Source organism: Christiangramia qingdaonensis (assembly GCF_048381525.1).
GTDB lineage: Bacteria > Bacteroidota > Bacteroidia > Flavobacteriales > Flavobacteriaceae > Christiangramia.
This window is the reverse complement of sequence record NZ_JBLWIM010000008.1, coordinates 372,796-397,136: the sequence shown is the minus strand read 5'-3', so window position 1 is coordinate 397,136 and position 24,341 is coordinate 372,796. Positions and strand designations below refer to the sequence as shown.

Below are 24,341 nucleotides of genomic sequence, written 5' to 3'. Positions count from 1 at the left end.
TGTTTGAATATTGTCCACTACATCTTTTTCGCTCATCCACCTGGCGTGAAGATCATTTCTTTCTTCTTTGAGATTTGCGAGATCTGCTCTCAGCGTTTTAAGTTTCACTTCATCTTTCTCACGCTTAATTGCCTCGATCTCGATCTCCAGCTGCATGATCTTTCTATCCAGCACATCAAGTTCTTCCGGCTTGGAGTTGATCTCCATACGTAATTTAGAAGCAGCTTCATCCATTAGGTCAATAGCCTTGTCTGGAAGGAACCTGTTCGTGATATAGCGCTGAGATAATTCCACCGCCGCGATGATCGCTTCATCCTTAATTCGAACCTTATGGTGAGTCTCGTATTTTTCCTTGATCCCACGTAATATGGAGATCGCGCTTTCAATGTCTGGCTCTTCTACGTATACCTTTTGAAATCTTCGTTCCAGCGCTTTGTCTTTCTCGAAGTATTTCTGGTATTCATCAAGAGTAGTGGCACCAATTGCTCTTAGTTCACCTCGAGCGAGAGCCGGTTTAAGAATGTTGGCAGCATCCATGGCACCCTGACCACCACCTGCACCTACAAGCGTATGTATTTCATCAATAAATAATACAATGTTGCCATCGCTCGAAGTCACTTCCTTTATCACCGCTTTAAGTCTTTCCTCAAATTCACCCTTATATTTTGCACCCGCAATAAGCGCTCCCATATCCAGGGAGTAAATGAGTTTATTCTTAAGGTTTTCGGGGACATCACCATCTACAATTCTATGGGCAAGTCCTTCTGCTATCGCCGTTTTTCCAGTTCCTGGTTCCCCAACCAGCATTGGATTGTTCTTGGTTCTTCGAGATAGGATCTGTAGAATTCTACGAATTTCCTCGTCCCGACCAATCACCGGATCCAGCTTTCCTTCCTCAGCAAATTTGTTGAGGTTTCTTGCGTACTTATCTAAAGATTGATAGGTTTCTTCAGCACTTTGAGAAGTTACTTTGTCTCCTTGTCTCAGTTCATCAATTGCAGCTTTTAAGCCTTTCTCGGTAGCTCCCTGATCTTTCAGCATTTGAGCAACTTTACTGGAAGATTTGAAGATAGCAAGAATCAAATGCTCAATAGAAACATATTCATCTTCCATCTTTTTGGCAATGCTGGTAGCTTCATTCACAGTCTTCCCCGCATCCCTGGATAGCATGATATCTCCGCCACTTACCTTCGGAAAGCTCTCGAGACTTTTCTCCAGTATCTGCCCGAAGAGAGAAATATTAATATTTAGTTTTTTCAGTAAAAATGGAGTTACGTTTTCGTCGACCATAGTGATCGCCTTGAAAAGGTGTTCATTTTCTATCTGTTGGTGGCCCAATTCCTGAGCAAGCTGCTGAGCTTGCTGGATAGCCTCTTGTGATTTTATAGTAAAATTATTGAAGTTCATCTTAAATGTTTTTCAGAGTAGGTCAATCAATATACCAAACACGAAAACCGACATTAAGGCAGTTTAAATACAAATATTAGCGACAAAAAGGCAGTTTGACTGAAATAAAATTAACCTGAATTTGATTTTATTAAAATTAGATAGATTTACTTTTGTAAAAAAGAAGATTATGGGATTATTCGATAAAGTATTTGGTGGAGAAAAAGGCACTTCTGAAAAGAAAGAAAGCAATGTGCCCTGGAACGCTCTTACTGAAATTTCTCAATTGGATGAGTTAGAAAAACTATCTGAAGATAAAACCGTTACTATTTTCAAGCATTCTACAACTTGTGGTATAAGCAGGATGGTATTGAAGAACTTTGAAGCAGACTATGAGCAGCAATTAAATGACTCTGTGGATCTTTATTTTCTTGACTTAAAAGCTCACCGGGATATTTCCAATGGAATCGCAGAGAAATTTTCTGTTAGACACGAGAGTCCGCAAATGGTGGTGTTAAAGAACAGGGAAGTTGTACATCATTCTTCTCACCAGGCAATTTCAGTAGACAAATTAAAAGAACTGGCTTAGTAGCGAGTTACTTTGAAAATAAAAAGCCCGAAGATTTATCTTCGGGCTTTTCTTATGCTATAAGATTTTATCTTATTTTTTCTTTGGTTCGTAAACCGGTAATAGTTTACTTCGAACTTCACCAAATCCAATTCTGGAGGTTTCGTTCTGGCAATATCCACGCATGATCACTGTATCGTGATCTTCCACAAATTTACGTTCTGAACCATCTTTTAGTTTGATAGGTTTACTACCACTCCAGGAAAGTTCCAGCATAGATCCAAAAGAATCTTCAGAAGCTCCAGAAATAGTTCCGGAAGCCATCATATCACCGGAATTCACAGGGCATCCATTTACCGTGTGGTGCGCGAGTTGCTGACTCATATTCCAGTATAGGTACTTGAAGTTTGATTTTGATAAGGAATTCTCCTCTCCACCTTCAGGCTGCAGGGAAACTTCTAAATTTATATCAAAACTCTTTTCTCCGGTATATTTTAAATATGGTAATAATTCTTTTTCAGGTTCCGGGCTTGCCGTCCTAAATGGCTCCAATGCGTCCATAGTAACGATCCATGGTGAAATGGAAGATGCGAAGTTCTTAGCTAGAAACGGTCCTAAGGGAACGTATTCCCACTTCTGTATATCTCTTGCGCTCCAGTCGTTGAACAATACCATTCCAAAGATGTATTCTTCAGCTTCATCAACCGGAATTGGTTCTCCAAGGTGATTCGCATCTGTTGTGATAAAAGCCATTTCCAATTCGAAATCCACACGTTGAGATGGTCCGAATACAGGTTCGTCTGAATCTGCTGGTTTTGTTTGTCCCTGTGGTCTGTGTACAGGAATTTCCGAAGGAATAATAGAAGAACTTCTTCCATGGTATCCAACGGGAATATGCAACCAGTTTGGAAGCAATGCATTGTCTGGATCACGGAACATAGTACCAATATTGGTTGCATGTTCTTTAGAGCTGTAGAAATCTGTATAATCACCTACCTGTACAGGCATTTGCATTTCAATTTCATCCAACGTAAATAGAACAGTATTTCTATGGTCCTGGTTATCCTTCAGCTTAGTATTCTCAGCGTCGAAAATATCAGCAATTCGGTTTCTAACCAGTCTCCAGGTTTTCTTTCCGTCAGAAATAAAATCGTTTAGAGTATCCTGCAGGAATATATCGTCTGTCAACGGTATACCTTCAAAATATCCCAGTTGATGCAGAGCACCAAGGTCTATAGCGTAATCACCAATTCTGGTTCCAATGGTGATGATATCATCACGAGTGAGGAACACTCCAAACGGAATATTTTGAATAGGGAAATCGGTATCGCCAGGAATATCCAACCAGGTTTTTCTATTTGGATCATTAGCGGTAATTGACATAAAAAATGTTGGTTTTTTGTTAAAATCTAGTTGTCTCAAATATATTATTTTCCTGTAATTAACCGAATGTATTTCTTACTTTTACCGAATATTTAACTTAAAAATTTGTGATGCAAAAAGACACCCAGATATTTGATTTAATTGCGAAGGAAAAGGATCGCCAGTTGAATGGTTTGGAACTAATTGCGAGTGAAAATTTTGTAAGTGACGCCGTGCTGGAAGCAGCAGGATCTGTACTTACAAATAAGTATGCTGAAGGCTATCCGGGAAAGAGATATTATGGTGGCTGTGAGATCGTAGATCAGGTAGAGCAACTTGCTATCGACAGATTAAAAGAATTGTTCAATGCTGAATATGCCAACGTGCAACCCCATTCTGGTTCGCAGGCAAATACAGCAGTGTTCCATGCCTGTCTAAAACCTGGAGACAAGTTTCTTGGTTTTGATCTTTCACATGGTGGGCATTTAACGCATGGTTCTCCGGTGAACTTCTCCGGAAAATTATATGATCCTGTTTTTTACGGGGTAGATAAGGAAACCGGATTGATCGATTATGATGCAGTTGCAAAAATAGCAAAGAAGGAGAAGCCAAAAATGATCATTGCCGGAGCATCTGCTTACAGTCGTGAAATAGATTATAAGAGATTCAGGGAAATAGCTGATAGTGTTGATGCAATTCTACTTGCAGATATCGCGCACCCGGCTGGATTAATCGCTAAAGGTTTGATCTCAGATCCTATAGAACATTGTCATATTGTGACTTCTACTACGCATAAGACGCTTCGTGGTCCTCGTGGAGGAATCATTATGATGGGGAAAGATTTCGATAATCCTTTTGGAGAGAAGCTTAAAAACGGAAATCTAAAGAAGATGTCTGCTCTGCTGAATTCAGGGATTTTCCCAGGAAATCAAGGTGGACCTTTGGAACATATCATTGCTGCGAAAGCGGTAGCATTTGGAGAAGCTCTTACAGATGAATTTCTTCACTATACGGTACAGGTAAAGAAAAACGCAAAAGAGCTGGCGAAAGCTTTCGTCGATAAAGATTACAAGGTAATTTCAGGAGGAACAGATAATCATATGATGCTTATCGATCTTAGAAATAAAGGTGTAAGTGGTAAGGAAGCAGAAGAGGCGCTTAGTAAAGCAGATATTACCGTGAATAAGAATATGGTGCCTTTCGATGATAAATCACCTTTTGTAACCTCAGGGATTAGAATTGGAACTCCGGCAGTGACCACACGTGGTCTTGTAGAGAAGGATATGCTAAAAATTGTTGATTTTATCGATAGAGTCATCACTAATATTGAGAGTGATGAAGAATTAGCTAAAGTTAAAAGCGAAGTAAACACAATGATGAAAGATCTTCCATTATTCAAAATGTAAGATCTTTGGGATTCAGATAAAATAAAAGCCATTCTCACGAATGGCTTTTTTAATTTATAGAAAATATATAGCGATGCACATGAGCAGCACAATGATTGCAGGTATATTTTTACTGAAAGGATCGCTTATCTTTAGGTGCATGATGATTGCGCCCAGCATCATTACAGACAGTCCAATCGCTGCAGGATCCACCAGGTAATCCAGCCAGATTCCGGCGAGCAGGGCAATGGCCAGTACAACTTTAATAAAGCCTACGATGTACACCATCATTTCCGGCAGGCCATAAGCCTGAAATTCTTCCTTCATATTCCCGGCGTTACCACCTCTGTAACTGGTTTTGCTATTAAATCTAAGTAGCCAGACATTAAGAATTCCAAGTCCAACGATTACCTGTAATATTATTTTGACGATCTCCATGATATTGTTTTTTAGCAATATAGAGATGTTTATCTATAAATAGAAAAGATTAAACAAAGTTTAAGAAGGAATAAAGTTAAATGACAAGAAAATTAACCTTTTATAAGTGTTTACTGGAATATCTGCTTAAGTTCATCAGAAATACGTTGCGGTTTTTTTGTTTTTTGATCTAGTAGGCACCATGTTGTTTTTGCTTTCGCCAGTAGTTTTCCGGAATTATTATTCTTGATAACGACTTCCCGCAATGAAGTCACATGCGTAGTATCGATAATTCTTGTTTCTAGCAGGATTTCATCATTGAGAAGAGCTTCCATCTTGTAATCGATCTCGTGTCTTACCACGACCCATGCTAAGCCTGCTTTCTGCTCTTCGGAAGCTCTGGTTTCCCAGTGCTCCTGTGCTACATCCTGAATCCACTGCACATAACGCACGTTATTAACATGTTCCTGGTCGTCCAGATCATCTTCTGAAACATAGATGTGCTTTTGATATAATTCGGAGTTTGCAGACATTATTTCTCTATAATTTTTACTTCAAACAACGTATCCCACTTTTTACCAGTAACATAAAGTTTCCCAGTAGCAGCATTGTAGGCGATCCCGTTTAGGACATCGTTATTGGGATCCAGAGAACCTTTATTGCCTAGTTTGTCCTGAAGTCCTTTAAAATTGATAATCCCTTCAATAGCACCGTTTTCAGGGTTGATCATTGCAACACTTGGGAATTGATAAGTGTTTGCGTAGATGAGTCCATCCACCCATTCTAGCTCATTAAACTTTGATTTAATAGCAGTATTGGTAGTTGGCTGGATAAAGCTTTTTTCGGCCAAAGTTTCTGGATCCAGGATCCAGATCTTCTCAGATCCATCACTCTTATATATTTTCTCCTCGTTGTTACATAAACCCCATCCTTCTTTACTGGAATTATAGGCAAATGTGCCTTGCCTTTCGAAGGTGTTTGGATCATAAATAAATCCCTGACCTTCCTGCCAGGTTAGTAATAGTAGACGGTCATCTAAAATAGTAATACCTTCTGCAAAATATTCATCTTCCAGGCTTATCTCTTTATGCACCACACCAGTTTCCAGTTCGGTTTTACGCAATTTTGATTTACCGTACTGTCCAACGCTTTCGTAAAGAGTATCATTGTGAAATTCAAGTCCCTGTGTGTACGCATCAGTTTGATGCGGATACGTGTTTACGATCTCGTAGGTATAAACTTTTGGAGCGTTTGCGCTCATTATTTTTATCGACTTCTGAAGAGTGTCTTGTGTTGAATCATAATAAACCACAGCAATAAGATGCTGGTTTCCCAGTAAAGCTGAATTTAGTTCAATTGACAGATCTGAAGTGTTACCAGATGCAAGACGCTTTGTACCTATAAAATAAGCGACCGAATCAAAGGTCTTATTTTCCTTGCCGGTAATACTCGCTTTTAGAGTTTCATTCTGGCTGAATTCCTTCTTCTTTTCAGAAATATTCAGAGAAAAATCAGATTTTTTATTTCCATTATTGCTGCCGCAGGAAAAAATAAATATGCTTAAAATAAAGAGTAACAGGAAGTTAAATTTTTTCATGTCAAAATAGGCTTGAATACTGAGCTAAATTAACCAATTCAGGATAAAAAAAGCTTGCGAAAAGTTACAAAGATTGTATATTTGCACCGGCAAGTCCCACACAACCAGCTCCTGCTGAATCCCCCAGGGCGGGAACGCAGCAAGGGTAGGCGGTCGTAGCGGTGTGATGTGGGTCGCTTGCCATTTTTTGTTTCTACAAAGTCCTTAAATTTATTGCATATTTGTGCGGTATGAAAAATGGGAATTCTTCAGAAAAAATCGTACTTATCACCGGCGCTTCCTCAGGAATTGGTAAGTCTATAGCAAATTATCTTAGTCGGCACAATTATAAAGTTTATGGAACCTCACGTTCGCCTCAGAAATCTGCGGGTGAAAATTTTACATTTTTACAATTAGACGTAACCAGAGAAAATACTATTAAGCTGGCTGTTGAAGATATTATTGCCAGAGAAGGCAGACTGGATATTTTGATTAATAATGCCGGAGTCGGTATTACCGGACCTTTGGAAGAAACTCCGGAAGAAGAGATCAAGAAAGCATTTGAGACTAATTACTATGGTCCGCTTCGAATGATCAAAAGTGTTTTGCCATACATGCGTGATCGCCAATCTGGTCTTATCATCAATGTAACAAGTATTGCTGGTTATATGGGCTTACCTTATCGTGGAATATATTCTGCGACTAAGGGTGCTTTGGAAATTACTGCCGAGGCTTATCGTATGGAAATTGCCCAATTCGGAATTCGAATGACCAATGTAGCTCCTGGAGATTTTGCTACGAATATCGCTTCTGGAAGATATCACGCTCCCGTCTTGTCAAATTCACCCTATAAAAAAATATATGGTGACACACTAGATCTTATGAATCAGCATGTTAGTGCAGGACAGGATCCAGAACTCATGGCTAAGGCTATTTTAAAGATCATAAAAGATCCAGATCCAAAAGTACACTATCGGGTAGGAGAAATGTTACAAAAAGTGTCTATCAAGCTAAAGGCATTACTGCCAGACAAACTTTACGAGAAAATGCTCATGAAGCATTATAAATTGTAATTTTGAGGAGCTCTTAAAAATTAAACAACACAATTAATTCTATACAACTATGAAATTTTTTATTGATACAGCGAATCTGGATCAAATCAAAGAAGCACAGGCTTTAGGTGTGCTGGATGGTGTAACCACCAATCCTTCGCTCATGGCTAAGGAAGGTATTACCGGAAAAGACAATATTATCGAGCATTACAAAAAGATCTGTGAGCTCGTGGATGGTGATGTAAGTGCAGAAGTAATTTCAACCGATCTTGATGGAATGATCAGGGAAGGGGAGGAGTTGGCGAAACTGCACGACCAGATCGTGGTTAAAATTCCAATGATCAAAGAAGGTGTAAAAGCATTGAAATACTTTAGTGACCAGGGAATCAAGACAAATTGTACTTTAGTGTTTTCAGCAGGGCAGGCGCTTTTAGCTGCGAAAGCTGGGGCTACTTATGTTTCTCCATTCATTGGAAGACTTGATGATATCTCTACAGATGGTTTGAACCTTATTGCAGATATCAGACTTATATATGATAATTATGGTTTTGAAACACAGATCCTGGCTGCTTCAGTAAGACATACTATGCACGTTCTGGAATGTGCAAAAATTGGAGCAGATGTGATGACTGGTCCGATTTCCTCTATTGAAGGTTTATTAAAACATCCTTTGACCGATATTGGTCTTGAGAAATTTCTTGCAGATTATAACAAAGGAAATAAATAGACTTAAGTTATATCTTACAAAAGGCTACCGGGAGGTGGCCTTTTTTTATTTAGCGATGAATTTTTCTAATTCCTCTTCAAAATCGGTATTGCCAAACTGTATATCGCCTTTAACGATAATAGCATCTTTATTTACGAAGAACAATTTATTTAAATATCTACGATAGGAATCTTTGGTAATCTGTCTTCGCGCTATCTGATATTCAAAAGATTTATCATAGCCAAAGGTTTCCAATGTTCTAAGCCATTCTTCCCGCTCGTTGATGTCTACATTCACCCCTATAAAGTCCACTTGCGGATACTTATCTCTTAACGAACTAATAATATTATGTTGCCAGCGATGATGCGCAGGAGCATAAAGAGACCAGGCGTAAGTGACTGTAGGTTTGTTGATTATTTCACCATATTTCAACTCTTTCCCTGAAGTGTTGACAGCCCATAGATCTGCAAGTGATTGGCCATTTAAATAAACTTTTTGAATTTCAGCAAGGTCACGAGCTTCTTCGATATGTGTGTACTCTATATCCTTTAGTAATTGTAATATAGAGTCTATCCTACTAACTTTTTCAGAATTAACGATCGCGAGCGTAGCAAGTCTGTCTAAAAATTCATTTTTCAGTGATTCAATATTAGAAAGAGAATCAATTAAGATCATTCTTCTTTCAATATTCTTATAGGAATTGATATTATAGCAATCCTTGTGTTCGTTATGCGTTCTCGTACAGTATTCGATCGCTTTTGATCTCAGGTAGTCATCAATAAAATTTGTATACACGTAATAATCCTGTAGTTCACGATTATTAAAATCTATCTCCTTACGGTAATTATTAAAGTCTTCTGGAATCTGGTCTCTGTAATCTCTACGATATTTATTGATTAGAAAAGTATATCGTTCTCTAAGATCAAAATATTCGTAATCTATACTTGCTCGAGCCACTTCAAGGAATTCTTCTGAAAATTCCCTGTCTTCTGAAAGTGTATTCAGCTTATTAATTCTTTGCTGCCTGATGGAATCAGTAATTCGGGCAAACTCTGAAGGTGCTATCTTGTAGTAAGTAAGAATAAGGTCATTATTCTGCTCATTCTTAAGAAACATGTCCAGCAGAAAATTACTTTTCTCAGCACCGGCGCCGCTAAAATTCAAAGACTCATCGAAAGAAAGTGTATTCAGGTAAATTAGAACACTGTCGCCAGGCTCCATATACATGATCTGACTTTCAGGCGGGTGGTTAAAAGTGTAAATTCCAGCTTCCAGTTTAGGATAATTCTTTCCAAACTGATTCTTTGCATCCAGAAATAAGGTGTCTATGATCTTGTTCTCTTTTGAGATCACCACAAAGTCAGTTTCCGGGTTATTGATCTGACCGCCGAGATAAATTGTACCATTCTCATTGGAATCATTTGTACATCCACTGAAAATAAGCGCGCAACAAAGTGAAAGAAAATAAAAGTATTTCATTCCGTGTATTGGTATGAAGCTTTTCGGTCACTTCATTTTTTAACAAATATATTCTGTGCACCTGCGGAGCTGTGTTAAGTGTGCGTTAAAACGTATTTTTAAAACGTTAATCTTTCTTAGTAAGCTCCATAATAGCTACTTTTGCAAAAAATTAATTTTTATAGTTTATGCTTTCAGTATCAAACCTTTCTGTACAGTTTGGAAAAAGAGTTTTGTTTGACGAGGTGAATACTACTTTCACCCAGGGAAACTGTTACGGAATCATTGGTGCCAACGGTGCCGGTAAATCTACTTTTTTAAAGATATTATCTGGTAAATCTGAACCTACTTCCGGTCATGTTCATTTGGAACCAGGGAAGAGAATGTCTGTTCTGGAACAAGATCACAACGTATACGATGATTACCCGGTACTGGAAACAGTAATGCGTGGTAATAAGCCTCTATTTGCAGTGAAAACTGAAATGGATGCTTTATATGCCGATTATTCTGATGAAAATGCAGATAGAATTGGTGAATTACAGGTTTCTTTTGAAGAAATGGATGGATGGAACGCTGAGAGTAATGCGGCTTCCATGCTTTCGAATCTTGGGATCAAGACAGATATGCATTATGCACAAATGAAGGATCTTGATGGTACTCAAAAGGTACGTGTACTTTTAGCACAGGCACTTTTTGGAAGTCCTGATGTGCTGATCATGGATGAGCCCACCAACGACCTGGATTATGAGACGATCACATGGTTGGAAAATTTTCTTGCGAACTATGATAATACGGTGATCGTGGTTTCTCACGACCGTCACTTCCTTGATTCGGTTTGTACGCATATTTCTGATATTGACTTCGGAAAAATCAATCACTTTTCAGGAAACTATACATTCTGGTATGAGTCTTCTCAACTTGCTGCAAGACAGAGAGCACAGCAGAATAAAAAATCTGAAGAAAAGAAGAAAGAACTTCAGGAGTTTATTCAGCGATTTTCTGCCAACGTGGCGAAGAGTAAGCAGGCAACTTCCAGAAAGAAAATGATCGATAAGCTTAATATTGATGAGATCAAGCCTTCCAGTAGAAGGTATCCTGCTATCATTTTCGAAAGAGAGCGTGAAGCTGGAGATCAAATCCTGAATATTGAAGGTTTAGAAGCTAGTCTAGAAGGAGAAACTCTTTTCAAGAATATTAATATCAACCTTGCGAAAGGAGATAAAGTGGTGATTTACTCTAAGGACTCCAGAGCTACTTCAGCCTTCTACGAGATCATCAATGGAAAGCAGGATGCTGTTGCAGGGAAATTTCAGTGGGGTGTGACCACTTCTCAAAGCTACTTACCAGCAGATAATTCAGAATATTTTGAATCAGATCTTACATTGGTAGACTGGTTGAGACAATGGGTGAAAACAGAAGAAGAACGTGAAGAGGTTTACATACGTGGATTCCTTGGAAAGATGTTATTTAGTGGTGAAGAAGCCCTGAAAACCTGTAAAGTTCTTTCTGGAGGAGAAAAAGTAAGATGTATGCTGAGTAGGATGATGATGATAAGAGCAAACGTTCTTATGCTTGATGAGCCTACCAACCACCTTGACCTGGAATCTATTACTGCTTTTAATAACTCGCTTAAGAACTTTAAAGGTACAGTGATGTTTACAACACACGATCATGAATTTGCTCAAACACTTGCAAACCGTGTGATCGAATTGACTCCTGGAGGAGTTATTGACAGGTATCTAAGTTTTGATGAATATATGAACGACAAAACTATTAAAGAACAACGAGAGAAAATGTATGCGGTAAAAGCCTAGTACAACTCGAACATATAGAAAAAGCCTGAAGAATCCTTCAGGCTTTTTTTTGGCTAAACAAATTTAAAACATCCCGCCCCCGTCATTATCCTTATCACGGTCCTTACGCTGAAGGCTACGGTTCTTTCCACCGCCAAATCTATAAGAGACTCCCAGGTATACGGTTTGAGTTTCTCCTTTAAATCGTCCAACCTGATCAAAAGGTCTGCCGGCCAGGATATTGAATTCCTGAGTGTCAAAAACATCATTGAAATTGAGACTTACAGTAGCACGGTTATCATCGAGGAAGTTGTAACGGGCTCCAAGATTCATAAAATACATATGGTCAATGTCGTATTGAAGTGATTTCATTTTGCTTCGGTAAAAGCCAAAAGCAGAGAAGGAAAGAGTCTCTGTGGCTTTAAAATTATGGCTGGTTCTAAAGGTAAAGGCAGTATTATCTATTTCAGTAAATTCAGTACCTACCAGACCGCTAAAGGTTTGTTCATAAAGCTCAAAACCGGAGTTGGTACTCCACCATTTTTTAAATTTGTAGTTACTCGAGAATTCCAAACCATACATATCTGCATCTCCAGAATTCTGAAAAGTTAGAAACAGAGAGCCAGGTTCATTATCAAGCTCCGTGAAAATCTGATTAATCTCATCTACCGTTCTTCGGAAGAAAACACCTGCGCTAAGGCTTCCTTTGCGCTCGATTTTACGGGTATAATTAAATTCGAATGAATTGGTAAATTGTGGATCCAGCTCAGGGTTTCCAGCAACGATAAGTCTTGGTGACGACACTTCCCGAATTGGATTGATCTGGCTGAAACCTGGTCTATCGACTCTCCTGCTATAACTTAAATTGTAGGTATTCTTTTCATCTGGAGTAAAGTTTAGAAAACCTGTAGGGTAGACCGTAAGATAGTCATCTTCATAGACACGTTCACCCTGGAAATCTGCTGTCACCTGATAGCTCTCCAGCCTGGCACCAACCTGGTAGCTCCATTTTTCAAAATTCTGACCGAAAGTCGAATATAAGCTCAGGATATCACGATCATAAATATAGTCTGCATTTGTAAACTGCGGATTGGTAGTGTTATAATCGTTTTCAGTTTTTAGCAACCTGGCTTCTGCACCAAGTTCCAGACGGGAAACATCATTTAAAGGATTGGTATAGTCGATATTGGAAATAAAATTTCTACGGTCTTCAAATACCCGATCGATATAAGGAATTAACTGAAGTTCATTTTCCGCGAAATCAATATCTGCAACTTCATCTCCGTTATAATCGTTGAAATCTGCTTCAAACTGAATCTCATGACCATCTTTTTCAAAATTGTGATCATATAGAAAATTATAGCTGGCATTGCTGTTATCGTAATTTACATCCAGAAACTGACGGAAGTTTCTTGAGGGATTATCAAAATCTGTAAAACTTAATGCTCCAATTGGTCCGCCATCATAAAGGTTCTGATTGGTATAAATACTAAAGGTATTATTGTCATCGACATAGAAGTCAACGCCAATTTTGTATAAATAGGAATTATTCCGGTTTTCAACTTCAAACTCCTGTAGACTTTGAGATTCGGGAAGAAATATAGTCCCGCCGTTTTCGCGATCTCCAAAATTGCTTCCCAGGTTTCCGAAGAAATTGAACTTGCCCTTACGATAATTCATGTCGAGTGACCCATTAAGTCTCAGGTTTTCACCGTAGGTAAGACCGGAATTTAAATTGCCGTTAAAGCCATTATTTGCATTTTTATGCAGTACAATATTAATGATTCCACTCATGCCTTCAGGATTGTATTTTGCTGAAGGATTTGTGATAAGCTCTATACTTTTAATGGAGGTGGAGGGAATTTGCTTTAGTAGTTGCGCAGGATCCATGTTGGTAGGCTTGCCGTCCACCAGAATTCGCACGTTGGAATTCCCGCGAAGAGAAATGTTTCCATCCTGGTCTACATTCACAGAAGGTATGTTCACCATGATTTCTGAAGCACTGGCACCAGTTGTCATAAGATCTTTCCCGATATTGATCACTTTGCGATCCACTCGCTGTTCGATGGTAGTCCTTTCAGCAACTACTAGAGTTTCATCGAGCATGGCCACATCGGGTTCCAGGTAAAGAATCCCGATTTCGATATTGGTTCTTCGCTGTTCGATCACAATGTCTCTACGGAAAGTCTTGTAGCCTATGAATTGCACCTTTAATTCATAGGTTCCGGCCTTAAGATTTTCTACGATAAAGCTGCCGTCTTCAGCTGAAGTAATACCGGTAACAAGTTCACCTTCCGTATTATTAATGATGATCGTGGCATAAGGAATCGCCTCCCGAAGTTCGGCATCCATGATGGTTCCGGAGACGTTTCCATTGGGATCGGTTTTAGCACTTGCAATTGAAATAAAGCTTAAGAATAAGCATAGAATTAACTGTTTCATTTTTTGATTGATTAGATGATTAATTATAACATATTACCTTGCAATACATAATAGATGAAGCTATGTATTACAAAATGTGATGATACTACCTATAAGACGACTAAAAAATTCTCTTGTTACAATTATTTAAAAATAACCTGCGTTCATCAAGAAGATCAACGCAGGTTTGTGATATCATGGTCATTAACACTAACCATCATAATTAAATCTATGATACCACAAAGGGCGCTCCTCAATTTAAAGACTGATCTATCTAGAGATTGTTACAGTAAAATTTATTTACTTTACCATTATGAAGAAGAAAACACTGGTTCTGGGTGCTTCCTTAAAACCCAATAGATATTCCCATCTTGCCATTAATAAGCTTGTAAGATTTAAACAACCTACTGTGGCAATTGGTCTTAGAGAGGGAACGGTGGATGGAGTGAAGATCCATACAGAATTGGAAGATTTTGAAGGTATAGATACCATTACCTTATATCTTAACGCGAAAAGGCAGGAAGAATATTACGACTACATCATTTCTCTGGACCCAAAAAGAGTGATCTTCAACCCTGGAACTGAAAACCCTGAGCTATACACATTGCTTCGGAAGAATAATATTTACTTCGAAAATGCCTGTACGTTGGTACTACTTTCTTCTCAGCAATATTAATCCCAAGAAAGTTAGAAAACCATTCAGAATCAGGATAAAGAATCCAAATTCGAATCCAAACCAGGTAAGACTGTTTACGCTGATGATGTAGGAAAGAACCGGAGCCAGAATGGCAATGAGCGGCACTATTTTATCTTTTACCTGCCACTTCGTAAAAAGTCCAAATGCATACAGACCAAGTAATGGCCCATAAGTGTAACCAGCGAACTGAAACAATTTGTTGATCACACTTTTATCTGCGATCGCATATTTAAAGGCAAGCATCACCAGGATTAATAATATGGAGATCGCAATATGAATTTGCTTTCTGATCCTGATTTGTCTTTTATCATCATATTTTTTTTCAATATCCAGGATATCGATACTAAAGGATGTTGTCAGACTGGTAAGAGCGCTGTCAGCACTGGAATAGGCTGCAGCGATAAGTCCCAGGATAAAGAAAACTGCTACGGCAAAACCAAGATTACCGCTGGCGGCTATTGCCGGAAATAATTCATCCTTCGTTTCGGTAATACCATTAAGATCGGCATAATCGGTTAAAAGTACTCCTAAAGCCAGAAACAGGAAGTTTACGAAAACCAATACGATGGTAAACCAGAACATATTTTTCTGCGCATCTTTCAGGCTTCTGCAGGTAAGGTTTTTCTGCATCATATCCTGATCCAGACCGGTCATAACGATAGCGATGAATGCTCCTGAGAGGAATTGTTTCACAAAGTGATCTTTGCTTTTCCAGTCTTCGAAAAAGAAGATCTGGGAATGCTCACTTTCAGCTAAATAATTCATGAGATTTGCTACAGAGAAGCCGAGATCTTCAGAAATAAAATAGATGGTAATCCCAAGTGCAAGCAGCATAAAGAAGGTTTGCAGGGTATCTGTCCAGACGATGGTCTTAATCCCACTTTTAAAGGTATACAGCCAGATAAGCAGGATGGTGATAGAAACCGTGATGTAATATGGAACACCTAACGCATCAAATACGATAAGCTGTAACACATTTGCCACCAGGAAAAGCCTGAAACTTGCACCAACAACACGGCTTAGCAGGAAAAAAGAAGCTCCTGTTTTATACGAAGCATTCCCAAATCGGGACTCTAAATATGTATATATGGAGGTAAGGTTAAGCTTATAATAGAGTGGAAGTAAAACCTGCCCGATCACCGCGTATCCAATTGTATATCCAAGTACGACCTGGAAGTAACTAAAAGAGTCGGTTTCAACGGTGCCGGGGATGGAGATAAAGGTGATCCCACTCAGCGAGGCACCAATCATTCCAAAAGCCACCAGGTACCAGGGAGCCTGTTTATTCGCTTTAAAAAATTCAGCATTACTGCCTCCTCTTCCCGTGAAATAGGAGATAAGAATAAGTACTGCAAAATAGGCGGCGATTAGAATAAGTACCTGGTATGGTTGCATAATTTTTCTTTAAAGCGGGCAATTTACAAATTAAGCTGAAGCTAATTTCATACGGCAAAAAAATCATAAATTCGCGTATGGATTTTTCATCAAAATTACTGGAGCAGGCAGTAGACGAAATGTCTCAGTTGCCGGGAATAGGAAAGCGAACAGCGCTAAGACTGGTGCTTCATTTACTGAAACAACCGGAGGAGCAGACCTCCAGGCTGTCAAAATCCCTGCTCGATCTACGCGAGAATATTAAGCTTTGTAGTAATTGCTTCAACATTAGCGATACCGAGCTTTGTGAGATCTGTGCGAATCCTAACCGCGTTTCAGAAATTGTATGTGTGGTCGAAGATATTCGCGACGTGATGGCTATTGAAAATACCGGACAGTATCGGGGGCATTATCACGTACTTGGAGGAAAAATAAGTCCTATGGATGGGATTGGACCTTCGCAGTTAACAATAAAAGCTTTAATTGAAAAGGTTCGAGAGGGGAAGATCGAGGAGATCATATTTGCCTTGAGCAGCACGCTTGAAGGTGATACAACGAATTTCTATATTTTCAAGCAACTGGAAGGAACCGGAATCAAAACCTCTACGATCGCCAGAGGAATTTCAGTAGGAGATGAACTGGAATATGCAGATGAGGTGACCTTAGGAAGAAGTATTACGAATAGAATTCCCTTTGAAAATAGCCTGAAAAGCTAGAACTGGCGTAGAAACTAATAATAACATGTAGCATAAATTTATGCGAATCTTTTTCAATTACGTTGTTGAAATTGTAATTTTAGCGGGAGTTTGATAAGTATACTTGTTTGAAAGAATGTCAGTATAATTCAATTTTATTGATTTTTTAATACTTAATGAGTGTTAATTTGATTAAATTCGCAACCTGAATAATAAAAATCGCATCTGATTTAACGATATGGCAAAATTTGAATTGAAGTTACCTAAAATGGGTGAAAGTGTTGCAGAAGCAACCATAACAAGCTGGCTTAAGGAAGTTGGAGATACTATTGAAATGGATGAGCCGGTACTTGAGATCGCTACAGACAAAGTTGATAGTGAAGTCCCTTCAGAAGTTGACGGGACCCTTGTGGAAAAACTTTTCGAAGCTGATGATGTGGTAAAAGTAGGTCAGGTGATCGCTATTATCGAAACCGATGGTGATGAGGATTCTTCTTCAGAAGAACAAGAGGAAGAAGCAGCTCCGGCTGAAGCAGCAGAAGTTTCTAAATCTGTTGAAACTGCCAAAGAAACTGCTTCCGCAGAAACTAGCGTAGATTATTCAGATTCTGATAAATTCTATTCTCCACTAGTAAAGAATATCGCGAAGGAAGAAGGGATTTCACTTTCTGAACTTGATTCTATAAATGGAACCGGAAAAGATTCGCGAGTTACCAAAAATGATATTTTAGAGTACGTAGAGAACAGAAAAAAAGGCGGAAATGCAGCAGTGACGGAGTCAGCTCCTAAAGCTGCCGAATCTAAAGATCTTGAGCAGAAAGTATCCAGCCAACCAGAACCTGTAGTTAGCGGGGAGGATGAGATCATCGAAATGAGCAGAATGGGTAAAATGATCGCTCATCATATGGTGGACAGCGTTCAGAAATCTGCACATGTACAGTCATTTATTGAAGTAGATGTTACAAATATCTGGAACTGGAGAAATAAGCATAAAAATGAATTTCAGAAGAAAGAAGGAGAGAAACTAACTTTCACTCCAATCTTTATGGAAGCTGTGGCAAAAGCAATTCGCGATTTCCCAATGGTGAATATTTCTGTGAACGAAGATGCTACTAAAATTATCAAGAAGAAGAATATTAACCTTGGAATGGCTGCGGCGCTTCCAGATGGTAATTTGATCGTTCCAGTGATCAAAAATGCAGACAGGCTCAATCTTGTTGGGATGGCGAAGGCAGTAAATGACCTGGCTAATCGCGCAAGACAAAATAAATTGAAACCAGATGATATCCAGGGAGGTACTTATACGGTAACCAATGTTGGTACTTTTGGAAGTATCATGGGAACTCCCATTATCAACCAGCCACAAGTAGGAATTCTTGCTCTTGGTGCAATTCGTAAAATGCCAGCGGTGATAGAAACGCCTGATGGTGATTTTATTGGAATACGATACAAGATGATACTTTCTCACAGTTATGATCACCGTGTGGTGAACGGCGCCCTTGGAGGTCAGTTCGTTCAGCGTGTGGCTCAATACCTTGAGGGATTCGACAAGGATCGCGAAATTTAGATCCTGAATAATATTTGAAAAGCCGGACGTCGTTCCGGCTTTTTTTTATTTAAAACAGTTCGGGTTTTGTGGCCCGGCATCAAATTATACTATTTTTACAAAAATAATTCGACGATGGAACTTAAACTTACCAGGCCTATTTGCTTTTTTGATCTCGAAACTACGGGAACTAATATTTCCAAAGACCGTATTGTGGAAATGGCAATACTCAAAGTCTACCCAAACGGTAATAAAGAAAGCTATACCTGGCTGGTAAATCCAGAATGTGAGATCCCAAAAGAGGTGATCGCAATTCATGGCATCGATAATGAAAAAGTGGCGAATGAGCCAACCTTCCAGCAACTGGCAACGAAAGTTCATGATCTTATCAAAGGATGTGATCTTGCCGGCTATAACTCCAATAGATTTGATATACCATTACTGGCTGAGGAATTGCTTCGTGCGGGAATTGATTTTGAGATGAAGAATGTTGTTGCCGTAGATGTTCAAACGATCTTCCATAAAAAAGAACAGCGTACATTATCTGCTGCCTACCAGTTTTACTGCGGAAAAGAACTTGAAGGCGCACATGGCGCAGAAGCAGATACCGAAGCGACTTACGAAGTATTAAAATCTCAGTTGGATCGATACAACGATCTGGAAAATGATATGAAATGGCTGGCAGATTTCAGCTCCCGCAAGAAGTTTGCAGATTTCGCCGGATTCATAAGTTTCGATAAAAAAGGAAGAGAAGTGTTTTCTTTCGGGAAGTATCGCGGGAAGCAGGTAGAGCAGGTGCTTGAGGATGAACCGGGATATTTTGGCTGGATGCAAAATGCAGATTTTCCACTTTACACTAAGAAAGTGCTTACGGCTATCAAATTGAGAAAGCTAAATACCAAACTATCCTGATTGAAAACTTCTGCTTTACTCTTTAACTTTTTTCTATTTACTGCCATTGGTGTAGCGCAAAACTCAAGAATAGCGGGAAGAGTAATAGATAGTGCTACTAGCCAACCCCTGCCTTACGCACATATTATGTTTGAGAATTACAGGCTTGGAACCAGCACTGATGAACAGGGCATGTTTGCATTCAATATTGCAGACAGCCTGAAGAATGAAATGCTCATTTTTACTCATGTTGGCTACGAGCAGGAATTACTGAGAATCTCTGATCTGGAAAAGCAGCGATTGGTACCAATGAACGCACTTACCGAAGGTCTGGGAGAGGTGATGATCACACCTGTTCAGGATAATAGGTCTTTTACTTACAGGCCTGATTGGCGCTTTGAAACTGTTGGGATTGGAAATATGAATGCTGCGCTTTATCCTTCCACCATAGCGCGTTATTACCCAAAACCTGAAAAGTTTGATGCAGCTGCTTTTATAAAAGAGATCACCGTTTATTTTTATGCTACGGAAGAGCAAAATGGTTTAAGTCCGAAATTTCGTATTCATTTGTATAATGTAAACGAAAACGGACTTCCAGGAAAGGATATCACCCAGGACCTCGTTGTAACCAAACCAGTAGGTAAAAATAAGGTTGATGTCGAATTGCTAAACCAGAAAATTCAGATTCCTGAAGAGGGTTTTTATATAGGTCTGGAACATCTTTTCATTAAGGAGAACGAGTATTTCGAAGTGAAGGATTACTATATCAATAATGAGCTAGTAGCAGAAGATTATAGAAATAAGCGTTATGGACCAGTTTATAAAGGTGTGTTCGCTCCTGAAGAATCCAACTTTAAAGTATACTTTTTCGAACCCGGAGGCTGGGTTGATATTAGAACCTGGAATATTACGTATGATGACAGGGAAGGTAAATATGTAATTCCTGAATTTAAAATCAAAATCACCAATTAGCATGAGAAGGTTCTACACCATTTTGGTTTTGCTGGTTATAGCTATTTCTTCAAATGCTCAAAATGAAATAATTGATGGAGTAGTGGCCGATTCTGTTACCAAAGAGGCTTTGGCGTTTGCTAATATCTATGTGTTAAATACCACTCTGGGAACTACAAGCAATGAAAATGGTTATTTTCAGCTTAAGGAACCTAATGCAGGTCAGAGTATTCGCTTTGGATTTGTGGGTTACAATTCAAAAGATATCACCTATGTCAATAAACATATGGATACTATATTCCTTTCTTCAAATAAGGAACAGCTAAACGAAGTAGTTGTTCAGGCTCCTTTACAGGATAAAACCATTAAAATAAACGGCTCAAAATCAAAAGGTAAGTTAGGAATCTCAAATTCAGGAGATGATGAAGGAGCTCGCATATTTTTACGCTATTTTCCTAAGCCATCTGAATTTAAAGATAAAGCGGCTTACCTGAATTCTGCAGAATTCTTTCTTTTTAAAGGTATAGGTAGTGTCAAACGTAATTATATTTTCCGGATCCGAATCATGAGACTTACTGAAGATGATGAACCAGGTTATGATCTAATTGATAATATTACTTTAACGGGAAGGCCTGGATCAAAGATTCTTGTAGATCTTGAGCAAGAAAGAATTCTAATTCCTGAGAATGGGTTTCTGATAGGGGTGGAAGGCTTGCAGATTGATCAGAATTATATAAGAACTTCTAAGTTGCTTCTTGAAAATGGTAAGTATAAAGAATTAAAAAGGTACGGTCCTACATTTAAGGCCGTAGAATCAAAAGATCCGGTTTACTACCTAAGTAGAGGAGAATGGAAAAAAATGCAAATGCCGGTACCGGCAATGAACCTTATAATCACCAATTAGCATGAAAATTATTTGCGTAGGTAGAAATTATACAGATCATATTTCAGAATTGAAAAATGAGAAGCCAGAGGAGCCTGTGTTATTTCAAAAGCCCGATACTTCGATCGTATTGAAAAAGCAGCCATTTTTTATCCCAGATTTTTCTAATGATATTCATTATGAAGTAGAGGTTTTGGTGAAGATCAAGAAAATAGGGAAACATATTCAGGAGAAATTTGCACACAAATATTATGACGAAATAGGACTGGGAATTGACTTCACGGCCAGGGATCTTCAAAATAAATTAAAAGAAAAAGGACTGCCCTGGGAGAAATCCAAAGCTTTTGATGGTGCTGCTGTGATCTCAGACAAGTGGTTGCAAAAAGAGGAACTACCTGCGGTAGATGCACTCAATTTCAGGCTCGAAAAAAATGAAGCAGTAGTACAATCTTCATCAACCGCTCATATGCTTTGGAAAATTGATGAATTAATTGCTTATATTTCGTCGTATTTCACCCTTAAAATTGGTGATATCATCTTTACAGGAACACCTGCCGGAGTAGGAAAAGTCGCTACAGACGACAGATTAACGGGTTACCTGGAGAATCAACAAATGTTTTCTATCAAAGTAAAATAATTTTAAATGAGTAACTATAATCTTGACGACGTTAAGGAAATGGCTGGCGGCGATGAAGAATTTTTATTAGTAGTAGTCCAGACTTTTCTTGAGGAAATTCCGCCAGATGTCGCTGCGATGAATGAAGCCATTGATAATGATAATCCTTCCCTGGCTTACCAGTATGCTCATAAAATGAAACCGAACCTGCAAATGTTTGGTCTAAACCTGATGGAGCAGATTAAAGTAATTGAAGCCTGGTCTAAGCATGGTCAAAGAAAAGAAGAGGTGCCTCAAGCTTCAGAAATTATCACTAAGAAGGTTGACGTTGCTACAGAAGCTTTAAAGAGAGATTTTAATTTAGGATGAAAGCTGAAATCGTAACCATTGGTGATGAGATCCTAATTGGACAGATCGTGGATACAAACTCGGTTTATATTTCCAAGCAACTTAATAAAATTGGGGTAAGCGTTCACCAGATCACTTCTATCCAGGATGATCGCGAACATATTTTGCAAACCTTAAAAGAGGCTTCGTCCCGAGCAGATATCATAATTATAACTGGTGGGTTAGGCCCAACTAAAGATGATATTACTAAGAAATGTCTCTGCGAATTTTTTGATGATAATCTTGTAAAAAACGACAAAGTTCTCCGTCATATTGAAGAGCTTTTTGAGAAATATATAGACACTCCAATTTCAGAACTAAACCGGGAGCAGGCGATGTTGCCGTCCAAGGCAATTGCATTGCATAACGAATATGGAACCGCTGCAGGAATGTGGTTTAAAAAAGGTGATCAGGTCTTTGTGTCTATGCCGGGCGTGCCATATGAAATGCGCGGACTCATGGAGCAGGAAATCATTCCGCGAATAATGTCTGAATTTTCCAGACCGGTTATTCTGCATAAAACCGTTATTACCCTGGGGCTTGGAGAAAGCGCTATTGCTGAGCGTATTGAAGCCTGGGAGAATCAATTACCTGCACATATTAAGCTTGCTTATTTGCCTAATCTGGGTAGAGTGAGACTCAGGCTTAGTGCACGAGGGACGGATCATAAGAAGCTTGAAGACGCCATTGATGAACAGATCTTTGAATTGCGTAAGCTCATTGGAGAAATCATGTATGGTTTTGAAGATGATGATCCAGTAGAAATGGTCATTGCCAGGATGCTTGAAAAAAATAACTGGACGCTTTCTACTGCGGAAAGTTGTACAGGAGGTCGACTGGCTGCCAGGTTTACAGAAGCGCCAGGTTCATCAAAGACCTTCAAAGGAAGTATAGTATGTTATGCAACCCAATCCAAAATTGATCTACTCGATGTTCCGGAAAAGCTAATAAAAGAAAAGTCTGTCGTAAGTGCTGAAGTTGCCAAAGCTATGGCAGAAGGTGCTCGTAAAAAGTTTGATACAGATATTGCGGTGTCTACTACAGGCAATGCCGGACCCGAGAAAGGTGATAGCAATGCAGAAGTCGGTACTGTTTTTATTGGACTGGCTACTCCCGGGGAAACACATGCATTTGAATTCATGTTTAGCAATCACCGGGAGAAGGTGATAGGTAAAACAGTGAACAAAAGCCTACAGATCTTACTTGAACAAATACTAAAACTTCAGGCTACAGATTGAAACTCAATCTAATATCTTAAACTTTTTTAAAAATTGGTATTTGATCCTTTGATCATTATCATTAAAAAAATGTATTTTTGCACCCGCTCAGGCTTAATGGCGGTACTTAATGGCGATTCAAGAAGAATATTTTCGGAGTAAAATATTTTTTTTCATTTTGTTGTCTGTTAGGTAAAAAAATCGTTAATTTGCAGCCTGTTTTGAAATAACGAGAAAAGTATAGAGCAATGTCAAGAGTTTGTGAACTTACCGGGAAAAAAGCAATGGTTGGGAATAATGTTTCTCACGCCATGAACAAGACTAAACGTAAATTTAACGCCAATCTGGTTAAAAAACGTTTTTTCCTTCCTGAAGAAGATAGATGGATCACTTTAAAAGTGTGTACATCTGCATTAAAAGATATCAATAAAAAAGGCATTTCTGCCGTAATTAAGGAAGCTAAAGCAAAAGGATTTCTTCAGAAATAATCCCAAGCAGCACCTAAAAATATTTCACAATGGCAAAGAAAGGTAACAGAGTTCAGGTAATTCTAGAGTGTACAGAGCATAAAGCAACTGGACAACCAGGTACTTCAAGATATATTACTACAAAAAATAAGAAAAATACACCGGATAGAATGGAGTTGAAGAAATTCAATCCTATTCTTAAGAAAATGACGGTTCATAAAGAAATTAAATAATTGAGTCATGGCAAAGAAATCAGTAGCATCTATTCAAACAGGATCTAAAAGATTAACCAAAGCAATAAAAATGGTTAAATCTGAGAAAACCGGTGCCTACACATTTGTAGAACAAATCATGGCTCCGGAAGACGTTAACGACTTCTTGAAGAAGTAAGTATCGTTCACAAACGATTTTAAATAATCATAAAAAGCCGTCCTGGATTTATTCTGGACGGCTTTTTCTTTTTATGTATCTTTATTGCCTTAAAAAAGGGGCT

At 38.7% G+C, this 24,341-nt stretch carries 25 protein-coding genes and 1 other RNA gene; 18 read left to right on the top strand and 8 right to left on the bottom strand.

Annotated elements, in window-relative coordinates; genetic code table 11:
* Positions 1-1,407, bottom strand: a 1,407-nt coding sequence (locus tag ACNI3T_RS02495) for a Clp protease N-terminal domain-containing protein (protein WP_418226490.1), incomplete at its 3' end; no start/stop codon positions are given.
* Positions 1,408-1,576: 169 nt separating this feature from the next.
* Between ACNI3T_RS02495 and ytxJ the strand changes: the two genes are divergently transcribed.
* Positions 1,577-1,975: a bacillithiol system redox-active protein YtxJ gene (gene ytxJ / locus ACNI3T_RS02490; protein ID WP_418226489.1), complete on the top strand. Its 399-nt coding sequence runs from the start codon at positions 1,577-1,579 to the stop codon at positions 1,973-1,975.
* 72 nt (positions 1,976-2,047) lie between these two features.
* On the opposite strand, the gene fahA is transcribed toward ytxJ, so the two are convergent.
* Positions 2,048-3,337 (bottom strand): fumarylacetoacetase, encoded by a 1,290-nt coding sequence (gene fahA, locus ACNI3T_RS02485; RefSeq protein WP_418226488.1) that lies wholly within the window; start codon positions 3,335-3,337, stop codon positions 2,048-2,050.
* A gap of 110 nt (positions 3,338-3,447) precedes the next feature.
* Here fahA and ACNI3T_RS02480 point away from each other — a divergent pair, with 110 nt between their 5' ends.
* Complete coding sequence (locus ACNI3T_RS02480; RefSeq protein WP_418226487.1) at positions 3,448-4,722, top strand: serine hydroxymethyltransferase; 1,275 nt, start codon at positions 3,448-3,450, stop codon at positions 4,720-4,722.
* A 54-nt stretch (positions 4,723-4,776) separates the two neighbouring features.
* Here the strand turns inward: ACNI3T_RS02480 and ACNI3T_RS02475 are convergent, their stop codons facing one another.
* The 3 genes from ACNI3T_RS02475 to ACNI3T_RS02465 form a co-directional block, all read right to left on the bottom strand.
* Positions 4,777-5,139 carry a DoxX family protein gene (locus ACNI3T_RS02475; RefSeq protein WP_418226486.1) on the bottom strand — a complete coding sequence of 121 codons (363 nt, stop codon included), beginning with the start codon at positions 5,137-5,139 and terminating at the stop codon, positions 4,777-4,779.
* 110 nt (positions 5,140-5,249) lie between these two features.
* Positions 5,250-5,651, bottom strand: a complete 402-nt coding sequence (locus tag ACNI3T_RS02470) for an acyl-CoA thioesterase (RefSeq protein WP_418226485.1) — start codon at positions 5,649-5,651, stop codon at positions 5,250-5,252.
* Positions 5,651-6,715, bottom strand: a complete 1,065-nt coding sequence (locus ACNI3T_RS02465; RefSeq protein WP_418226484.1) for a glutaminyl-peptide cyclotransferase — start codon at positions 6,713-6,715, stop codon at positions 5,651-5,653. Before ACNI3T_RS02465 ends, ACNI3T_RS02470 begins: the two co-directional genes overlap by 1 nt.
* Positions 6,716-6,802: 87 nt before the next feature.
* Here ACNI3T_RS02465 and ffs point away from each other — a divergent pair.
* From ffs to fsa, 3 genes are all read left to right on the top strand, one after another.
* Positions 6,803-6,901, top strand: an RNA gene (ffs, locus tag ACNI3T_RS02460) — signal recognition particle sRNA small type.
* Positions 6,902-6,945: 44 nt separating this feature from the next.
* Positions 6,946-7,767 carry an SDR family oxidoreductase gene (locus ACNI3T_RS02455; protein WP_418226483.1) on the top strand — a complete coding sequence of 274 codons (822 nt, stop codon included), beginning with the start codon at positions 6,946-6,948 and terminating at the stop codon, positions 7,765-7,767.
* 49 nt (positions 7,768-7,816) lie between these two features.
* On the top strand, positions 7,817-8,473 hold the full coding sequence (fsa, locus tag ACNI3T_RS02450) for a fructose-6-phosphate aldolase (RefSeq protein ID WP_295178807.1): 657 nt from the start codon (positions 7,817-7,819) through the stop codon (positions 8,471-8,473).
* Positions 8,474-8,518: 45 nt separating this feature from the next.
* On the opposite strand, the gene ACNI3T_RS02445 is transcribed toward fsa, so the two are convergent.
* The gene (locus ACNI3T_RS02445) at positions 8,519-9,931 is read right to left on the bottom strand and encodes a TlpA family protein disulfide reductase (protein ID WP_418226482.1); all 1,413 of its coding nucleotides are present in this window, start codon (positions 9,929-9,931) and stop codon (positions 8,519-8,521) included.
* A gap of 167 nt (positions 9,932-10,098) precedes the next feature.
* Between ACNI3T_RS02445 and ACNI3T_RS02440 the strand changes: the two genes are divergently transcribed.
* A complete protein-coding gene (locus tag ACNI3T_RS02440; RefSeq protein ID WP_418226481.1) occupies positions 10,099-11,724 on the top strand; it encodes an ABC-F family ATP-binding cassette domain-containing protein in 1,626 nt (541 codons plus the stop codon).
* A 63-nt stretch (positions 11,725-11,787) separates the two neighbouring features.
* Here the strand turns inward: ACNI3T_RS02440 and ACNI3T_RS02435 are convergent, their stop codons facing one another.
* Positions 11,788-14,145, bottom strand: a complete 2,358-nt coding sequence (locus ACNI3T_RS02435; RefSeq protein WP_418226480.1) for a TonB-dependent receptor — start codon at positions 14,143-14,145, stop codon at positions 11,788-11,790.
* A gap of 292 nt (positions 14,146-14,437) precedes the next feature.
* Here ACNI3T_RS02435 and ACNI3T_RS02430 point away from each other — a divergent pair, with 292 nt between their 5' ends.
* Complete coding sequence (locus ACNI3T_RS02430) at positions 14,438-14,800, top strand: CoA-binding protein (protein WP_418226479.1); 363 nt, start codon at positions 14,438-14,440, stop codon at positions 14,798-14,800.
* On the opposite strand, the gene ACNI3T_RS02425 is transcribed toward ACNI3T_RS02430, so the two are convergent.
* Entirely contained in the window at positions 14,777-16,216 is a 1,440-nt protein-coding gene (locus ACNI3T_RS02425; protein ID WP_418226478.1) for a sodium:solute symporter, read from the bottom strand. The genes ACNI3T_RS02430 and ACNI3T_RS02425 overlap by 24 nt on opposite strands.
* A 77-nt stretch (positions 16,217-16,293) precedes the next feature.
* Here ACNI3T_RS02425 and recR point away from each other — a divergent pair, with 77 nt between their 5' ends.
* The 11 genes from recR to ACNI3T_RS02370 all read left to right on the top strand — a co-directional run bounded on the left by recR (position 16,294) and on the right by ACNI3T_RS02370 (position 24,238).
* Complete coding sequence (recR, locus tag ACNI3T_RS02420; RefSeq protein WP_418226477.1) at positions 16,294-16,911, top strand: recombination mediator RecR; 618 nt, start codon at positions 16,294-16,296, stop codon at positions 16,909-16,911.
* Between the two features lie 217 nt (positions 16,912-17,128).
* Positions 17,129-18,457 carry a dihydrolipoamide acetyltransferase family protein gene (locus ACNI3T_RS02415; protein WP_418226476.1) on the top strand — a complete coding sequence of 443 codons (1,329 nt, stop codon included), beginning with the start codon at positions 17,129-17,131 and terminating at the stop codon, positions 18,455-18,457.
* Between the two features lie 114 nt (positions 18,458-18,571).
* Positions 18,572-19,348, top strand: coding sequence for a 3'-5' exonuclease (locus ACNI3T_RS02410; protein ID WP_322302263.1), 777 nt, complete (start codon positions 18,572-18,574; stop codon positions 19,346-19,348).
* Positions 19,349-20,299, top strand: a complete 951-nt coding sequence (locus ACNI3T_RS02405) for a carboxypeptidase-like regulatory domain-containing protein (protein ID WP_418226475.1) — start codon at positions 19,349-19,351, stop codon at positions 20,297-20,299.
* A 1-nt stretch (position 20,300) separates the two neighbouring features.
* Positions 20,301-21,182 (top strand): carboxypeptidase-like regulatory domain-containing protein, encoded by an 882-nt coding sequence (locus ACNI3T_RS02400; protein WP_418226474.1) that lies wholly within the window; start codon positions 20,301-20,303, stop codon positions 21,180-21,182.
* A 1-nt stretch (position 21,183) separates the two neighbouring features.
* A complete protein-coding gene (locus tag ACNI3T_RS02395) occupies positions 21,184-21,798 on the top strand; it encodes a fumarylacetoacetate hydrolase family protein (RefSeq protein ID WP_418226473.1) in 615 nt (204 codons plus the stop codon).
* Between the two features lie 6 nt (positions 21,799-21,804).
* A complete protein-coding gene (locus ACNI3T_RS02390) occupies positions 21,805-22,146 on the top strand; it encodes an Hpt domain-containing protein (RefSeq protein ID WP_418226472.1) in 342 nt (113 codons plus the stop codon).
* Positions 22,143-23,402, top strand: coding sequence for a competence/damage-inducible protein A (locus ACNI3T_RS02385; RefSeq protein WP_418226471.1), 1,260 nt, complete (start codon positions 22,143-22,145; stop codon positions 23,400-23,402). Before ACNI3T_RS02390 ends, ACNI3T_RS02385 begins: the two co-directional genes overlap by 4 nt.
* A 227-nt stretch (positions 23,403-23,629) precedes the next feature.
* Positions 23,630-23,869 carry a 50S ribosomal protein L28 gene (rpmB, locus tag ACNI3T_RS02380; protein WP_026915534.1) on the top strand — a complete coding sequence of 80 codons (240 nt, stop codon included), beginning with the start codon at positions 23,630-23,632 and terminating at the stop codon, positions 23,867-23,869.
* Positions 23,870-23,898: 29 nt separating this feature from the next.
* Positions 23,899-24,081, top strand: a complete 183-nt coding sequence (rpmG, locus tag ACNI3T_RS02375; RefSeq protein ID WP_057480125.1) for a 50S ribosomal protein L33 — start codon at positions 23,899-23,901, stop codon at positions 24,079-24,081.
* 7 nt (positions 24,082-24,088) lie between these two features.
* Complete coding sequence (locus ACNI3T_RS02370; protein ID WP_084509775.1) at positions 24,089-24,238, top strand: DUF4295 domain-containing protein; 150 nt, start codon at positions 24,089-24,091, stop codon at positions 24,236-24,238.
* Positions 24,239-24,341 lie beyond the last annotated feature (103 nt).

Excerpts from the sequence above, each read along its gene's own strand:
- ytxJ (WP_418226489.1), top strand. The coding sequence starts at position 1,577 with ATGGGATTATTCGATAAAGTATTTGGTGGAGAAAAAGGCACTTCTGAA.
- fahA (WP_418226488.1), bottom strand. The coding sequence starts at position 3,337 with ATGTCAATTACCGCTAATGATCCAAATAGAAAAACCTGGTTGGATATT.
- ACNI3T_RS02480 (WP_418226487.1), top strand. The coding sequence starts at position 3,448 with ATGCAAAAAGACACCCAGATATTTGATTTAATTGCGAAGGAAAAGGAT.
- ACNI3T_RS02475 (WP_418226486.1), bottom strand. The coding sequence starts at position 5,139 with ATGGAGATCGTCAAAATAATATTACAGGTAATCGTTGGACTTGGAATT.
- ACNI3T_RS02470 (WP_418226485.1), bottom strand. The coding sequence starts at position 5,651 with ATGTCTGCAAACTCCGAATTATATCAAAAGCACATCTATGTTTCAGAA.
- ACNI3T_RS02465 (WP_418226484.1), bottom strand. The coding sequence starts at position 6,715 with ATGAAAAAATTTAACTTCCTGTTACTCTTTATTTTAAGCATATTTATT.
- ACNI3T_RS02455 (WP_418226483.1), top strand. The coding sequence starts at position 6,946 with ATGAAAAATGGGAATTCTTCAGAAAAAATCGTACTTATCACCGGCGCT.
- fsa (WP_295178807.1), top strand. The coding sequence starts at position 7,817 with ATGAAATTTTTTATTGATACAGCGAATCTGGATCAAATCAAAGAAGCA.
- ACNI3T_RS02445 (WP_418226482.1), bottom strand. The coding sequence starts at position 9,931 with ATGAAATACTTTTATTTTCTTTCACTTTGTTGCGCGCTTATTTTCAGT.
- ACNI3T_RS02440 (WP_418226481.1), top strand. The coding sequence starts at position 10,099 with ATGCTTTCAGTATCAAACCTTTCTGTACAGTTTGGAAAAAGAGTTTTG.
- ACNI3T_RS02435 (WP_418226480.1), bottom strand. The coding sequence starts at position 14,145 with ATGAAACAGTTAATTCTATGCTTATTCTTAAGCTTTATTTCAATTGCA.
- ACNI3T_RS02430 (WP_418226479.1), top strand. The coding sequence starts at position 14,438 with ATGAAGAAGAAAACACTGGTTCTGGGTGCTTCCTTAAAACCCAATAGA.
- ACNI3T_RS02425 (WP_418226478.1), bottom strand. The coding sequence starts at position 16,216 with ATGCAACCATACCAGGTACTTATTCTAATCGCCGCCTATTTTGCAGTA.
- recR (WP_418226477.1), top strand. The coding sequence starts at position 16,294 with ATGGATTTTTCATCAAAATTACTGGAGCAGGCAGTAGACGAAATGTCT.
- ACNI3T_RS02415 (WP_418226476.1), top strand. The coding sequence starts at position 17,129 with ATGGCAAAATTTGAATTGAAGTTACCTAAAATGGGTGAAAGTGTTGCA.
- ACNI3T_RS02410 (WP_322302263.1), top strand. The coding sequence starts at position 18,572 with ATGGAACTTAAACTTACCAGGCCTATTTGCTTTTTTGATCTCGAAACT.
- ACNI3T_RS02400 (WP_418226474.1), top strand. The coding sequence starts at position 20,301 with ATGAGAAGGTTCTACACCATTTTGGTTTTGCTGGTTATAGCTATTTCT.
- ACNI3T_RS02395 (WP_418226473.1), top strand. The coding sequence starts at position 21,184 with ATGAAAATTATTTGCGTAGGTAGAAATTATACAGATCATATTTCAGAA.
- ACNI3T_RS02390 (WP_418226472.1), top strand. The coding sequence starts at position 21,805 with ATGAGTAACTATAATCTTGACGACGTTAAGGAAATGGCTGGCGGCGAT.
- ACNI3T_RS02385 (WP_418226471.1), top strand. The coding sequence starts at position 22,143 with ATGAAAGCTGAAATCGTAACCATTGGTGATGAGATCCTAATTGGACAG.
- rpmB (WP_026915534.1), top strand. The coding sequence starts at position 23,630 with ATGTCAAGAGTTTGTGAACTTACCGGGAAAAAAGCAATGGTTGGGAAT.
- rpmG (WP_057480125.1), top strand. The coding sequence starts at position 23,899 with ATGGCAAAGAAAGGTAACAGAGTTCAGGTAATTCTAGAGTGTACAGAG.
- ACNI3T_RS02370 (WP_084509775.1), top strand. The coding sequence starts at position 24,089 with ATGGCAAAGAAATCAGTAGCATCTATTCAAACAGGATCTAAAAGATTA.